Source organism: Sinorhizobium sp. BJ1 (assembly GCF_002531555.1).
Lineage (GTDB): Bacteria > Pseudomonadota > Alphaproteobacteria > Rhizobiales > Rhizobiaceae > Sinorhizobium > Sinorhizobium fredii_B.
Genome location: NZ_NWTH01000004.1, coordinates 290,072 through 304,994 on the forward strand (window position 1 = coordinate 290,072; position 14,923 = coordinate 304,994).

Below are 14,923 nucleotides of genomic sequence, written 5' to 3' on the forward strand. Positions count from 1 at the left end.
GCTATTGGTTCCTTTGGCTCGGAAGTGCGCAGAGGCTGCCGCAGCTCGGGATGCCGGGAAGGAGGTATCGCAGGCAGCAGATCTTGCGCCGGCAGACGCGCGCGCCGTCCTCTTCCTCGTGGCGCAGGCAGTCGAAGAAGGGGTTGGGCGTCCCGTTCGGCATCAGACGCAAACTGGTCATTGCATCGGCCTCATCGTTCAGGGGCTCCGTTCCGGCTGTCCTGAGCGCGTAGTCGATATAGACGGCGGCGTTGTTCCAGGCGAGTTTCGGCGCAATGCCGCCTACCGCCTTGAGATGGCCAATGACCTTGGCGAGGTGTTCGTCCATCAGGGGGCGAAGTGCGGAGAAAATCTCCTGCCCATCCCCGTCGCTCCATTCGCCGGGCGCCGGGACTCCGAGGGCACGAGGCAAGCCGTCGGCCGAAAGCGCCACCGTCATCTCGTCGAAAGCAACGGGCAATACCTGGCGTTCCAGCGCCCAGGCGACGACATAGGGAATGGTAAGGCTCGACAAATAGAAGAGCGACCACATGGAGGCGACCGCCCGGCGATCGCTATCGCCGAATGTTGCCGCATAGGTCGAAAGCGCCCGGTCGAAGGCGCCGGAGGCGAAGAACTCGGCCAGCGGCATGCCGTCGACAAGGTCGGACGACAACAGCATCTTTTCGTTGCACCAGGCATGCGGACCGGCAAACGCCGCCGACAAGCCTCTCAGTCCTGCGGCGTCCGTCACGCCGATGGGGCTTCCGGTCGCCACGCGTCACCCGTTGAAGCGCTGTGAGCCGATGATCCTGCGGCGAATAGCGTCGCGCCGGTCGAAGCAGGGGCGGACGTTTGGCTGGGCATTGCGATTGCAGCTTTCTGAACGATGAGCCTTAAGATGAGCTGTTCACTCATGATTATTGCATGCGCAACAAGATTTTATGATCATGGCGCTCATGTTCAGGCGCTTGTGGGAAATGTGCAACAACACGCTGCGCGCGTGGCAACAGCGCTACTGCTGGTATCTCCAATTGGCTCATGTGAATGAAAAGTGCCCGCCGCCGGGGAATGGCCGGCGGGCGGGCGATCGATTGCCAGGCTGCCGGCACCGGAAACGGGGCAAGCAAAAACGCTGCCTCAGCCGTGATTGATCATGATGTGGCGGACCGCGGTGTAATCCTCCAGCGCATAGACCGACATGTCCTTGCCGTAGCCGGATTGTTTGACCCCGCCGTGCGGCATTTCGTTGGTCAGCATGAAATGGGTGTTGATCCAGGTGCAGCCATATTGCAGGCGGGAGGCCGCCTTCATGGCCCTGCTGATGTCCTTGGTCCAGACGGAGGAAGCCAGGCCGTAGTCGCTGTCGTTCGCCCAGCCGATCACGTCGTCCTGGCCGGTGAAGCGGGTGATCGAAACGACCGGCCCAAAAACCTCGCGGCGGACGATCTCGTCCTCCTGCGTCGCCCCGGCAACGACCGTCGGCTGGAAGAAGAAGCCCTCGGCGCTGCCCGTGCGGCCGCCGGTGGTGATCTCGATATGCTTCTGGTCTGCGGCGCGTTCGACGAAGCTCGCGACGCGATCGCGCTGGCGCCTGGAGATCAGCGGTCCGATCTCGTTCTCGGTATCGTCGGCAAGGTTGTAGCGGATGGTCGAAACGGCAGATGTCAGCTCGGCGACGAGCTTGTCGTAGATACCGGCCTCCGCATAGATGCGGCAGGCGGCGGTGCAATCCTGGCCGGCATTGTAATAGCCGAACGTGCGGATGCCGTTGACGACCGCTTCCAGATCGGCGTCGTCATAGACGATGACCGGCGCCTTGCCGCCGAGTTCGAGGTGGGTGCGCTTGACCGTCTTGGCGGCGGCGGTAAGCACCTTCTTGCCGGTGGCGATATCGCCGGTGATCGACACCATCGAGACCTTGGGATGGTTGATCAGCGCATTGCCGACCGTTTCGCCGCGGCCGGCGATGACGTTGACGACTCCTTCTGGGAGAATGTCGGCCAAAAGCCGCGCGAGCTTCAGGGCCGTGAGAGGCGTCTGCTCCGATGGCTTGAAGACCACCGTGTTGCCGCCGGCGATCGCTGGTGCCAGCTTCCAGGCCATCATCATCAACGGATAGTTCCACGGCGCGATCGAGCCGACGATGCCGATCGGGTCGCGGCGGATCATCGAGGTGTGGCCCGGCAGATACTCGCCCGCCGCCGGCCCATGCAGGTTGCGGACTGCCCCGGCGAAGAAACGCCAGCAATCGATGATCGCCGGGAGTTCGTCGTTCTTCACCGCATTGATCGGCTTGCCGCAGTTCAAGGCTTCCAGCGCGGCGAAGTCGTCGGCGTTTTTCTCGATCGCATCGGCGATCTTCAGGAGATGGCTCGAGCGTTCGGCGGGCGTCGTCTCAGACCAGGTGACGAAACCGCGCTCTGCCGCGTCGACGGCGGCGTCGATCTGTGCATGGGAGGCTTCGGCGAGATCGATGATCCTGGCGCCGGTACGCGGGTTCAGGATGTGCTCTTCGGCCTCGGTTCCCGCCTCGAAGCGCGATCCGATCAGGAGTTGGGTGTCCATGTCTGTTCTCCCTTCATGTTCGATGTCATTTGCCGGCGCCGGCGATCTGGTCGCCGTCGCGGGTGAGGTAGTAGGCGCCGAGGATCGGCAGGAAGGTGACGATGACCACGATCATCGCGACGACGTTGGTGACCGGCCGTTGGCGCGGGCGGATCAGCTCCTCGAGCATCCATATCGGCAGGGTCGACTGCTGCCCGGCGGTAAAGGTCGTGACGATCACCTCGTCGAAGGAAAGCGCGAAGGCGAGCATGCCGCCGGCGAGCAGCGCCGTGCCGATATTCGGCAGGATCACGTAACGGAAGGTCTGGAAGCCGTCGGCGCCGAGATCCATCGACGCCTCGATCAGCGAGCCGGAGATCCGCCGGAAGCGGGCAACCGCATTGTTGTAGACGACGACGATGCAGAAGGTCGCGTGGCCGAGCACGATCGTCCAGAACGAAAACGGGATATCGGCCATCGAGAACGCCGAGCGCAGCGCGATGCCGGTGATGATGCCGGGTAGCGCGATCGGCAGGATGACGAGCAGCGACACCGTCTCACGTCCGAAGAAGCGTGTCTGGCTGACGGCGGCGGCGCAGAGCGTGCCGAGGACGAGCGCGGCCGCGGTAGCGATGGCGGCGACTTTGACCGAGAGGGTCAGTGCCGCCCACACATCCGGTCGGCTCCAGGCGACGGCGAACCATTGCGTCGTCAGTCCGGGCGGCGGGAATTGATAGGTCTTTTCCTCTGTCGTGAACGCATAGAGAAAGATCAGCAGGATCGGCAGGTGCATGAAGGCGAGGCCGGCTGCCGCGGCGATTTTCAGGCCAAGGGGCGCGCGGTTCGATTTCTCAGAGCGCATCGAAGGCCCCCATGCGTCTGGCCATCCAGAGATAGGCTCCCATGATGACGATCGGCACGACCGTGAAGGCGGCGGCGAGTGGAATGTTGCCGGCGGTGCCCTGCTGCGCGTAGACAGCCTGGCCGATGAAGAGCCGCGAGGAGCCGATGATCTGTGGGATGATGTAGTCGCCGAGCGTCAGCGAGAAGGTGAAGATCGAGCCGGCGACGATGCCGGGGAGCGCCAGCGGGAAGACTACGTGGCGGAAGGTCTGCGCCGGCGTGCCGCCGAGGTCGGACGAGGCCTCGATGAGGTTGGCCGGCACGCGCTCCAGCGCCGCCTGGATCGGCAGGATCATGAACGGCATCCAGACATACACGAAGACGATGAAGGTGCCGGTATAGCTGACCGACAGCGAATTGCCGCCGACGATTGGAAGCGCCAGCCAGGCATCGAGCAGCCAGAGAAGGTTCAGCTTCTCGAAGAACCAGGTGAGGATGCCTTCCTTGGCAAGGATCAGCTTCCAGGCATAGACCTTGACGAGATAGCTCGACCAGAGCGGCAGCATGACCGCGAGATAGAAGAGCGCCTTCCATTTCCCGCGCGCGTAGCGGGCAGCGTAATAGGCGATCGGGAAGGCGATGAACGCCGAGATCAGCGTCACGAGCGCCGCCATCGAGACGGTGCGAAGGATGATATCGAGATTGGCTTCGCTCAGGAGCTGCCGGTAGGTCGCAAGCGTGAACTCGTAATTGATGAGACCGGAAAACTCGTCGATCGAGAAGAAGCTCTGGAGGAGCAGCGCAAAGAGCGAGCCGAGATAGACGATGCCGAGCCACAGCAAGGGCGGTCCGAGCAGGACTGTCAGAAGCACGTGCGGATGCCGCCAGAAGAAATCCGAAAGACGCCCGGCTGTGCTGCGGCGCTCCGGGAGGACAAGGCTTTCGACAACGACGGTCATGCGTCCTCCATCGGGTGAAGGTCGCGGGCGGCGAAGCTCAAGGTAACCGGGCTGCCGACTGCGGGCACGGCTTGCGCGGCGGGGCTGGCAACGGCAATGCGATTGCCGTCGACATCGACGACAATGCGGTTGGTCGCGCCGAGGAAGCTGCGGCCGGCGACGGTGCCGGAGAGGCTGAGCGCCCCGTTCGCCGCCGGCGCGATCACCACCGCCTCTGGCCTGAGGCTCGCGAAGGACGCATTCAGCCCGAGGCTCTGGCAGAGCTTGGCCGAGAGTACATTGGACGAACCGACAAAATCGGCGACGAAACGGGTCTTCGGCTGATTGTAGACGTCTTCCGGCCTGCCGAGCTGCTGGATACGCCCTTCGTTGAAGACGGCGATCCGGTCGGCCATCGACAGCGCCTCGCCCTGGTCGTGGGTGACGAAGATGAAGGTGATGCCGAGCGATTTCTGCAGGCTCTTCAACTCCTCCTGCATTTGCTCGCGCAGCTTCAGATCGAGCGCGCCGAGCGGTTCGTCGAGGAGCAGCACCTTGGGCTTGTTGACGAGGGCGCGGGCGAGTGCCACCCGCTGGCGCTGGCCGCCGGAAAGCTGGCCGGGCCGGCGCGCGCCGTAGCCAGGCAGCTTGACCATGGCGAGCGCATCTTCCGCGGCCTTCCGTCTTCCCTCGCGGCCAACTCCCTTGACCATCAGCCCGTAGGCGACGTTGTCGAGAATGGAGAGATGCGGGAAGAGCGCATAGTCCTGGAAGACGGTGTTGACGCTGCGGCGATAGGGCGGCACGCCCTCTGCCGTCTCGCCGAAGATCTCGATGTGCCCGGTCGTCGGCTGCTCGAACCCGGCCATCAGCCTCAGACAGGTGGTCTTACCGGAGCCGGAGGGGCCGAGCATCGCGAAGAACTCGCCCTCGGCGACCTGCAGGGTGACGCGATCCACGGCGCGCACCGCACCGAAATGGCGGGAGACATTGTCGAAGAGGACGGCGGTATTCATAACGGACTCCAGATAATTTTGCGCCTCATCCCGCTGCCGCGACCTTCTCCCCGCAAGCGGGGAGAAGAGGACTCGCGGCCGGTGCCTCGGTCAAGCTTCTCTCGGGGTTCCGAGCTTTGGCGGAGGCGAACCCGCGGTTGGCGCGGCATACGGGATCCACTCCTTCCCCTAGTGGGGAGGTTTGGGGAGGGGCCTTGAAAAACCCCTGCCGGCCCTGCGGGCAACCTTCCCGACGAGGGGGAAAGGGCGGCTTACCGACCGCCGATCACGCCGATATAGTCGGAGACCCAGCGGTGATAGGGCACGCATTCGCCCTGGCTGGCGCATTTCGCCACCGGCGTCTTCCAAAACTTGACCTTGTCGAAGTCGTTATAGCCGTTGGTCGCGCAGCCCTCGTCTGTCAGGAGTTCGTTGCCTTTGCAGGCGGCGCCCACCGAAGGATTGGCGCCGAACCAGGCGGAGACGTCGCCCTGCACCTTCGGCGAGAGCGTGTGCTCCATCCAAATATAGGCGCAGTTCGGATGCTCGCTCTCGGCATGCAGCATGGTCGTATCCGCCCAGCCCGTCACCCCTTCTTCCGGAATGATCGACGAGATCGGCAGTTTCTCGGCCTGCATCAGGTTGACCTGGAAGGGCCAGGAGCCGGAGGCGACGACGCCTTCGTTCTTGAAGTCGTCGATCTGGATCATCGCGTCATGCCAATAGCGGCCGACCAGCGTGCGCTGAACGCGAAGCAGGTCGAGGGCGGCCTTGTACTGATCCTCGTTGAGCTCATAGGGATCCTTGATGCCGAGGTCCGGCTTGTGGGCCATCAGGTAGTTGGCCGCGTCGGCGACATGGATCGGACCGTCATAGGCCTGGATGCGGCCCTTGTTGGACTTGCCGTCCGGCAGCGTCATTTCCTCGAAAACGACGTTCCAGCTCTTCGGCGGTTGTCCTTTAAACGCCTCGGTGTTGTACATCAGCACGTTCGGCCCCCAGACATAGGGCGTGCCGTAGTGGACGCCGTTGGCCGTGTGCCAGGGCGCGTTCTGCATGCGCTCGTCGATCGTCTTCCAGCTTGGGATGAGGTCGGTGTTGATCGGCTGGACGCGCTTGCCGGCAACCAGACGAAGCGAGGCGTCGCCCGATGCGGTGACCAGGTCGAAGCCGCCTTCGTTCATCAGTGCGACCATTTCGTCGGAGGTGGCGGCTGTCTTGACGCTGACCTTGCAGCCGGACTTCTTCTCGAATTCGGTGACCCAGTCGTAGTTCTTGTCGGTCTCGCCGCGCTCGATGTAGCCGGGCCAGGCAACGATCGAGAGTTCGCCTTCACCCTGGCCGAGCTCCTTCAGCGGTTCCTGGGCAAGGGCGGGGGCGACGAGGCTGAGCGAAAGGGTAAGCGCCGTACAAGAATTCAGGATCTGCTTCATTGAAGTCTCCCCAGTTTGTGCCGCCTTTGCGGGCTTGTTCCCTGAGATGAAGCGTGCCTCTATTTCTCCGCATTCGCAAATTCATTAATCAGAATGGCGATATCGGATTTTCCGATACGGGACGCGGAGTAGGAGTTGGACTCAGCGGGGACGGGCGCTGCGCAAAGCCTCGGCGATGCCGACGAAATCGCGCGCCGACTGCGGCAGGCTCGAGCCTTTGCGCCACACCATGCCCACCTGAACGACCGGCAAAGCGCCGGAAACATCGCGGCTCTCGATCCGGTCGCCTTCGAGCGACCAGGGCCGATAGATGAGGTCGGGCAGGAGGGCGATGCCGGCGCCGGTCGCGACCAGGCTTCTGACCGCCTCGACCGAGCGGGTGCGGAAGGCCACATGGGGGCGGGCGCCGAGCGCCGAGAGCAGCTTGCCGGTGTTTTCCTCGATCTCATCGACCGTCAGCATGATCAGCGGTTCCTTGGCGATATCTTCGACCGAGATGATGTCGGCGCTGACGAGCGGGTGGCCGATCGGCAGCCAGAGCCGGTAGGGCGAGGTCTCGAGGATTTCCGCCTGCAGCGCCATTCGGTCGCGCAGGTTGGAGATCACCATGACGGCGACGTCGAGCTCGCCGCCGATCAGCAGATGCTCGAGATAGGAGCCGTTGTCCTCGAGGGCGCTCACCTCGACACCCGGGCAGGCGCGTCGATAGCGGGCGAGCAGATCGGAGAGCACGTAGCCGGCAACGAGCGAGGTGACGCCGAGATTGAGCTTGCCGCCGCGTTCCTCGCGGCTGTCGGAGAAACTGCGCCGCGCATCCGAAACATCGGCGAGGATCTTCGTCGCATGCCTGAGGAACTGGTGACCGTTATGAGTGATGGAAAGGCCGCGCGGGTGGCGGTCGAAAAGCTCGACGCCAAGATCGGTCTCCAACTCCTTGACCGCTTCGGTGATCGAGGACTGCGAGATCGACAGGTTCTGCGCCGCACGGGTGACCGAGCCCTGCTCGGCGACGGCGACGAAATATTGCAGCTGCCGGAGTGTGAATGCCATGAGCGAATTAACACCGGGTAGGGACCCGATGGCAAGCGATGCGACGCGGCTGCGCCTTGGCTTGCCGCATTTTGTCGCCCGAAGAATGACGCCGGTGTTAAGGTGCCTTCGAGGGAGAAAAGGATGGATTCGAAACCAGCGCGGCCAACGCCGACAGAGCCTGGAATTCTGGCCTTTCATGAACGCTGCGAGGCTTTCTATCCGGCGGATGCCGTCAACGCCTCGATCGCGCAGCAGCGCAAATGGTACGATGCACTTTGCGCCGAATTCGGCGCACCGTCTCCGGCCGGGCTGACGCGGCGGGACGAGCGCGTCGGAGAACGCATCCCGGTCAGACACTATCGGCCGGCGGACGTCGCGACAGAAACCCGCATCCTCTACATTCATGGCGGCGGTTTCGTCGTCGGCTCGCTCGAAAGCCATGACGCGATCTGCGCAGAACTCGCCCATGGCGCGCGGGCGGAACTGGTCTCGGTCGACTACCGGCTGGCGCCGGAACATATCTGGCCGGCGGCTTTCGAAGATTGCCACGAGGTGCTGAAAACCATGCTTGCCGATCGCCGCCCGGTGGTCGTCGCCGGCGACAGCGCCGGCGGCAATCTCGCTGCGGGGATCGCGCTCAGGGCGACGGTGGACGGGCGTCCGGGCATCGTCGGCCAGGTGCTGATCTACCCCGGTCTTCTCGGTGATCTCGCCGGCAGTTCCTATGTCGAGATGGCTGAGGCGCCGGGGCTTTCGACCAAAGACGTCGCCTATTATCGCGAGGTGCGGAAGGCGCCGGTCGACAACGTTTTCGCCCATCCGCTGAAGGCGGACGATCTGGCCGGGCTGCCGCCGGCATTCATTACCGGGGCGTATTTCGATCCCTTGCGGGACGACGCACGGGGCTATGCGGCGCGCCTTGCCCAAGCAGGCGTGGACGTCACCTATCGCGAAGAGCCGCAGATGATCCATGCCTGGCTCCGGGCGCGGCACATGAGTCCGGGCGCGCGCGAAGGGTTTGACCATCTCGTGCATGGCGTGGCGCGGCTGGTCGGAACAGCGTGAGGCGATCATGAGCGGGGAGACCGACCTTCAGCGCCTGCTCAATGAGATGAGCCCGATCCTGGCCGAACGCGAATATGTCTACTGCACCGTCGTGGGCGATGCCGCGTTGTGGCTTGCCCTTGAGCCGATCGGCACTTTCCGCGAAGCAGAGGGGATGACGCTGATCCTCGAACGGTCAAAGGCGGATGCGGCCGGGCTTTCCTATGGCCCGGTCCTGCGGCTGATTACGCTGAGCGTTCATTCAGCCCTCGAGGCGGTGGGGCTGACGGCCGCTGTTTCGGCCGCGCTCACTCGGGCCGGTGTCAGTGCCAATGTCGTGGCTGCATATTATCACGACCACATCTTCGTGCCGACGGCGGATGCGGATCGCTCGCTCGCGGCGTTGCATGCCCTGAGCCGTGGCAATAGCTGAGCCGGAGGCTTGCATCAGATGGCGGGGCGATCCGTCTGATCGCTCAACTTACATGAAATCCCGCATGATCTGTTTCTCAAAGGTCTTCTCGAAAACCTTCTCCTCACCTTCGAAAGCCTCGACCTTGGCCGAGGTGATCCATTCCGTTTCCGTGCAGCCAAGCCGCGAGGTCGAAACGGTCTTGAGAAACTGTTCGCCGCGCTTGGCAATGCAGGTCCATTTGGAGATGCCTATCATCGAATGCGGGTCGCCCGGTGCAATCGACCAGGTTTCGTCACGGATATCCTGCGTAGCGTTGCCCGTTTCGGGATGTTCGACGAGCCCGGTGTCCTCGTAGATCTGGTAATGCGTCACACCCTTGGTCATGTCCCGCTCGACGCTGCGGCGCGTTTGCGCCGGCGAGTGCTCGATATAGGTGGGCAGCGGATTGGGGTTGGCCGGCTGCGGCACGACGATCTGGCGGTGGTCGCCGAGAAGCGGCAGCGACAGCGAGAGGCTTCCGGTATCGATCGTCAGGCCGGGATCGGTCGGCGGCGGCAGGATCATCGGCCAGTAGGACGTCGAGAGCGACAGGCGGATGCGATGACCGGCGCGGAAGCGATAGCCGCAGGCGTCGAACACCAGCGTGATGCGCGTCTTGTGGTTCTTCTGCATCGGCTGCGGCTTCGCATTGCCGTTGCGGTGGGCGAGGTTGAGGACGCCGAAGGCAACGCGCGTTGCCGTGCCGTCCGGATGGATATCGACGAGACGCGCGACAAGATTGGCGGTGTCGGCGCCGCAGGAGACATCCACGGTGAGGACCGGCTGCCCGAGATAGTCCTCCGCCTCGAGCAGGCGGTGGCTGTCGAAGGTGAGGGACCCCGCATCGTCGATGCGCTGGTCGCCGGCCATCTCGGCATCCGGTTTGAGCGTGAAATATTCGCCGGCGGCGGCGCCGGTATCGAGCGGTGAGCGGACATAGATGTCGCCGATCCCATTTTTGGCCGAGCCGCCGGTCACCAGACTGCCGTCGCTGGAAACCGCGAAAGTCCGCGTTTCAGGTGCGCTCCAGACGTCCTTGGCGATCCAGCGGCCGGGATCTTCGTTGCGCCTCAGCGTCGGCTTCGGGCCGTCGAGGATATAGGCGCGCATCTGCGGCAGCTTTTCGGCATCGTTCCTCTCGTCGCGCAGCCACCGGTTCCACCAGCGGATCGCCTCGTTGTGGAAATCCGCCCGCGGCTTCGGCCAGGCGAAATGCGGATATTTGTGAACCCAGGGGCCGATCAGTGCCTTGGCCTTGCCGCCGAGTCCTTCGATCGCCTTGATCGGCGTGTTGCGGTAGCCGTCGGCCCAGCCGGCGATGACGAGCGCGGGAATCGGGAAGCCCTCGAAATCCTCCGAGATCGAGCCGTGGCGCCAGAAATCGTCGCGACGCTGATGCGCGAGCCATTCCTCCAGGAAGAATGGTTCATTCTCCAGCCGCTCCAGCCACATTTCTTTCCAGCGTTCGCCGACGAGTTCCGGGTCGGGCGAACGCGACTGATAGGCAAGCATGGTCGCCGCCCAGGAAAGCTGGGCCGAGAGATGGCAGCCGTTCTTGTAGTGGATGTCGTCATTATAGCGGTCGACGGTCGAGGCGATGGAGATAACGGCTTTGAGAGCCGTCGGCTTCAGAGCGGCCACCTGCAGGCAGTTGAAGCCGCCCCAGGAAATGCCCATCATCCCAACCTTGCCGTTCGACCAGGGCTGAGCGGCGATCCATTCGATGATCTCGCAGCCGTCGGAGAGTTCGCGCGGCGTATACTCGCCGTCGATCACGCCTTCGGATTCGCCGGAGCCGCGGATATCAACGCGGACGCCGGCAATGCCGGCCGCTGCGAAGACCGGATAGGTGGATTCGTCGCGGGCGCAGGTTCCGTCGCGCTTGCGATAGGGCAGATATTCGAGCACTGCTGGCACGGGGTTCTGCTCGGTGCCCTCCGGCATCCAGATGCGCGCCGCCAGCCGCGTTCCGTCCCGGAGCGTGATCCACTCGTTTTCCATTACGGTGAAGTTGCGATCGGACACGGTTATTTTCTCCCGATTTTCTGCACGTGAGCGATCTGCCGCGGATTGTGAATGCAGGGCGGGGCGCTCCGCTCTCGATCAATTCCCGGCACTCTCCATCCGCCGCGTCTTCAGCACCCGCTCCAACCACCCGATTTCCATCTCCGGCACCGACTTCAAGAGCAGGTCGGTGTAGTCGTCGAAAGGCGGCGAGAGCACCTTCGACTTCGGACCGAACCGCACCAGTCGACCGCGATGCATCACGGCGACCGAGTCGGCGATGGCCCGGACGATTGCGATATCGTGGGTGATAAAGACAAAGGAAACAGCGGTTTCCTCCTGAAGCTTCGTAAGCAGGTTGAGGATGCCTTCGGCCACCAGCGGGTCGAGCGCCGATGTCGGCTCGTCGCAGAGGATGAGTTCCGGCTTGGCGGCGAGCGCCCGGGCGATCGCGACGCGCTGTTTTTGACCGCCGGAGAGTTCGGCCGGATAGCGATCGAGAAAGCGCGACCCCATCTCGATCTGGTCGAGTAGTTCCTTGACGCGTTCGGTTTTCCTGGCGCCGCGCATGCCGAAATAGAAGGAGAGCGGCCGGCCGACGATGTCGCGCACCGTCTGGCGCGGGTTCATGGCCGTGTCCGCCATCTGGTAGATCATCTGGATGCGGCGCAACTGCTCGTTCGTCCGGCCTTTTAGCGCCTTCGGCAGTTCCTTGCCGTCGAAGACGATCCGGCCTTGGCTTGGCGGCAGAAGGCCGGTGATGACGCGGGCGAGGGTGGACTTGCCGGAGCCGGATTCGCCAACGATCGCCAGCGTCTGCCCCTTCGGCAGATGCATCGAGACTTCGTGCAGCACCTTGAAACCGTTCGAATAGCCGGCATGGACGCCCTCGATCTTGAGGAGCGTGCCGGACTGGTCCGGGGCTTCGTCGCGCTTCGCCTGCCGAACGCTGACAAGCGCCCGGGTATAGTCTTCCCGCGGCGCTTCGATCACCTGCTTGGTGGTACCGTATTCGACGGTCTTGCCGTGACGGAGCACCATGATGTTGTCGGAGATCTGGGCGACCACCGCGAGATCGTGGGTGATATAGAGCGCCGCCGTGTGCGTCTCCTCGATGGCGTGCTTGATCGCCGCCAGCACGTCGATCTGCGTCGTCACGTCGAGCGCCGTCGTCGGCTCGTCGAAGACGATCAGCTCCGGGTTCGGGCAGAGCGCCATGGCGGTCATGGCGCGCTGCAGTTGACCGCCGGAAACCTGATGCGGATAGCGCTCACCGAAGGTTTCAGGGCTGGGAAGGCCGAGCACACGGAAGAGATAGAGGGCGCGTTTCTTCGCTTCCTCTCTCGACATGATGCCGTGGCGGAGCGAGGCTTCGATCACCTGGTCGCCGAGCTTGTGGGCCGGGTTGAAGGCCGCCGCCGCGGACTGGGCGACATAGCAGACGTGGCATCCGCGGACAGAATTGATGCCGCTGCGGTCGAGCTTCAGGATGTCCCGGCCATTGAGCAGCACCTCGCCGCCGGTGATGCGAACGCCCCCGCGGCCATAGGCGAGTGCGGAGAGGCCGATCGTCGACTTGCCGGCGCCGGATTCGCCGATGAGACCCAACACCTTGCCTTTTTCGAGATTGAAGGAGACGCCTTCGACGAGCGTCACCACTTTCGGCGGTTCGCCGGGCGGATAGCTCGTCGCCTCGATCTTCAGGTTCTTGACGGAAAGCAGATCAGGCATCGCCGCGCCCTCCTTTCAGGCTCGAGGTGCGCTTCATCAGCCAGTCGACGACGAGGTTGACGCTGATGGCGAGGGTTGCGATCGCCGCGCCGGGAACCAGTGCCGCGGAGATGCCGAAGATGATGCCGTCCTTGTTGTCCTTGACCATGCCGCCCCAGTCGGCGGCCGGTGGCTGGATGCCGAGGCCGAGGAAGGAGAGGGTGGAGAGGAATAGGATCGAGAAGGCGAAACGCAGGCCGAATTCGGCAAGCAGCGGCGACAGCGTGTTCGGCAGGATCTCCCGGAAGATGATCCACAGGCTGCCTTCGCCGCGAAGCCGTGCGGCCTCCACGAATTCCATCACCGCGACATCGAGGGCGACGGCGCGGCCGATGCGGAAGACGCGGGTGGAGTCGAGCACCGCCATCACCAGAATGAGGATCCAGAGATGCTGCGGCAGGACGGCAAGCACGACGAGCGCGAAGATCAGCGTCGGGACTGCCATCATCAGATCGTTGAAGCGCGAGAAGAGCTGGTCTACGAAGCCGCCGGTGACGGCCGCCGCGAAGCTCAGGATCATGCCGAGCGCGAAGGAGATCAGGGTCGCCGCCAGCGCCACGAAGATTGTTGTGCGGGCGCCGTAGATCAGGCGCGAGAGCAGGTCGCGCCCGAGATTGTCAGTGCCGAGCAGGAAATCGCCACCGGCTGGCATCCAGATCTCGCCGACGACGTCCCGCTCGCCGAAGGGGGCAATGAAGGGAGCGAAGAGGGCGCAAAGAAGGGCGACAGCAATGCCGATGATGCCGACCCAGGCGCTGATGGGGATAGATCGCAGGTTCATCGCGGGTGCCTCAGTCTCGGATTGGCGAGAATGGCGAGAATATCGGCCGCCATGTTGAGGAAAATGTAGAAGGCCGCGAAGATCAGCCCGCAGGCCTGCACGACCGGCATGTCGCGCACCGTCACCGCGTCCACCATGTACTGCCCCATGCCGGGATAGACGAACACCACCTCGACGACGACGACGCCGACGACAAGATAGGCGAGATTCAGCGCGATGACGTTGATGACCGGCGCCACGGCGTTGGGCGCGGCATGCCGCGCGATGATGCGGAAGGTGCCGAGACCCTTGAGTTCAGCGGTCTCGACATAGGCCGATGACATGACGTTGAGGATCGCCGCCCGCGTCATGCGCATCATGTGCGCTAGGACGACGAGCACGAGGGTTGCGACCGGGAGTGCAATCGCCGAGAGCCGCTCGGTGAAGGTCATGCTGTCGTAGACGGTCGCCGGGAATGTGGCGACGCCCAATTGGACGGCGAAGAACATGATCAGCAGATAGCCGATGAAAAATTCCGGCAGAGAGATCGCCGCCAGCGAAATCACGTTGATGATCTTGTCCGGTAGTCGATTGCGGAACTGCACCGCGAGCATGCCGAGGCCGACGGCAAGCGGCACGGAAATGAGAGCCGCGAAAAAGGCGAGAAAGAGGGAATTGCCGAGTCTCTTGCCGATCTGTTCGCTGACCGAGTTCTTGCTTGCCCAGGAGGTGCCGAAGTCGCCCTGAACGGCACCGCCGAGCCAGCTGAGATAGCGCTCGCTCCAGGGCCGGTCGAGGCCGAGATCCTTGCGGATGTTCTCGACTGCTTGCGGCGTCGCCGACTGGCCGAGATAGGTGGTGGCGAAATCGCCGGGGAGCGCCTCGATGCCGCCGAAGATCATCAGCGACACGGCGAAGAGCAGGCCGACGCTGAGGCCGAGGCGCTGAAGGATCAGCGCCACGAGAGGGCGGCGAAAGACGAAACGCCGCCAGAACGTGCCGCCGAGCTCGCCGGTGGCAGGGTTGGGCTTTGCTGGTACTCCGGAAAGCTCGGCGGAGCGCGGGTGTGTGTCACCCGCGGCCCCATCGGTCAGAACCGGACCAGTGATCGGTCCGCTCTCCAT

General features: G+C 63.7%; 13 protein-coding genes. 2 read left to right on the forward strand and 11 right to left on the reverse strand.

Annotated features, from left to right (window positions below; all coding sequences use genetic code 11):
• Position 1: 1 nt before the first annotated feature.
• The 7 genes from fhuF to CO676_RS07550 all read right to left on the reverse strand — a co-directional run bounded on the left by fhuF (position 2) and on the right by CO676_RS07550 (position 7,785).
• Entirely contained in the window at positions 2-661 is a 660-nt protein-coding gene (gene fhuF / locus CO676_RS07520; protein ID WP_245424283.1) for a siderophore-iron reductase FhuF, read from the reverse strand.
• Positions 662-1,119: 458 nt separating this feature from the next.
• On the reverse strand, positions 1,120-2,547 hold the full coding sequence (locus CO676_RS07525; protein WP_097520123.1) for a gamma-aminobutyraldehyde dehydrogenase: 1,428 nt from the start codon (positions 2,545-2,547) through the stop codon (positions 1,120-1,122).
• A gap of 25 nt (positions 2,548-2,572) precedes the next feature.
• On the reverse strand, positions 2,573-3,388 hold the full coding sequence (locus CO676_RS07530) for an ABC transporter permease (protein ID WP_014765228.1): 816 nt from the start codon (positions 3,386-3,388) through the stop codon (positions 2,573-2,575).
• The gene (locus tag CO676_RS07535; protein ID WP_097520124.1) at positions 3,378-4,328 is read right to left on the reverse strand and encodes an ABC transporter permease; all 951 of its coding nucleotides are present in this window, start codon (positions 4,326-4,328) and stop codon (positions 3,378-3,380) included. Before CO676_RS07535 ends, CO676_RS07530 begins: the two co-directional genes overlap by 11 nt.
• Entirely contained in the window at positions 4,325-5,323 is a 999-nt protein-coding gene (locus tag CO676_RS07540) for an ABC transporter ATP-binding protein (RefSeq protein WP_097520125.1), read from the reverse strand. Before CO676_RS07540 ends, CO676_RS07535 begins: the two co-directional genes overlap by 4 nt.
• Positions 5,324-5,574: 251 nt before the next feature.
• A complete protein-coding gene (locus CO676_RS07545; protein ID WP_014765224.1) occupies positions 5,575-6,735 on the reverse strand; it encodes an ABC transporter substrate-binding protein in 1,161 nt (386 codons plus the stop codon).
• 141 nt (positions 6,736-6,876) lie between these two features.
• Complete coding sequence (locus tag CO676_RS07550; RefSeq protein WP_097520126.1) at positions 6,877-7,785, reverse strand: LysR family transcriptional regulator; 909 nt, start codon at positions 7,783-7,785, stop codon at positions 6,877-6,879.
• A 123-nt stretch (positions 7,786-7,908) separates the two neighbouring features.
• On the opposite strand from CO676_RS07550, the gene CO676_RS07555 reads away from it, so the two are divergent.
• Positions 7,909-8,832: an alpha/beta hydrolase gene (locus tag CO676_RS07555; RefSeq protein ID WP_097520127.1), complete on the forward strand. Its 924-nt coding sequence runs from the start codon at positions 7,909-7,911 to the stop codon at positions 8,830-8,832.
• A 7-nt stretch (positions 8,833-8,839) separates the two neighbouring features.
• The gene (locus CO676_RS07560; protein WP_097520349.1) at positions 8,840-9,244 is read left to right on the forward strand and encodes an ACT domain-containing protein; all 405 of its coding nucleotides are present in this window, start codon (positions 8,840-8,842) and stop codon (positions 9,242-9,244) included.
• 48 nt (positions 9,245-9,292) lie between these two features.
• Here the strand turns inward: CO676_RS07560 and CO676_RS07565 are convergent, their stop codons facing one another.
• The 4 genes from CO676_RS07565 to CO676_RS07580 form a co-directional block, all read right to left on the reverse strand.
• Positions 9,293-11,290 carry a CocE/NonD family hydrolase gene (locus CO676_RS07565; RefSeq protein ID WP_097520128.1) on the reverse strand — a complete coding sequence of 666 codons (1,998 nt, stop codon included), beginning with the start codon at positions 11,288-11,290 and terminating at the stop codon, positions 9,293-9,295.
• Between the two features lie 78 nt (positions 11,291-11,368).
• Positions 11,369-13,000 carry an ABC transporter ATP-binding protein gene (locus CO676_RS07570; RefSeq protein ID WP_097520129.1) on the reverse strand — a complete coding sequence of 544 codons (1,632 nt, stop codon included), beginning with the start codon at positions 12,998-13,000 and terminating at the stop codon, positions 11,369-11,371.
• Positions 12,993-13,820 carry an ABC transporter permease gene (locus CO676_RS07575; RefSeq protein ID WP_014765219.1) on the reverse strand — a complete coding sequence of 276 codons (828 nt, stop codon included), beginning with the start codon at positions 13,818-13,820 and terminating at the stop codon, positions 12,993-12,995. The genes CO676_RS07570 and CO676_RS07575 overlap by 8 nt, the downstream gene beginning before the upstream one ends.
• The gene (locus CO676_RS07580; RefSeq protein WP_041414526.1) at positions 13,817-14,923 is read right to left on the reverse strand and encodes an ABC transporter permease; all 1,107 of its coding nucleotides are present in this window, start codon (positions 14,921-14,923) and stop codon (positions 13,817-13,819) included. The genes CO676_RS07575 and CO676_RS07580 overlap by 4 nt, the downstream gene beginning before the upstream one ends.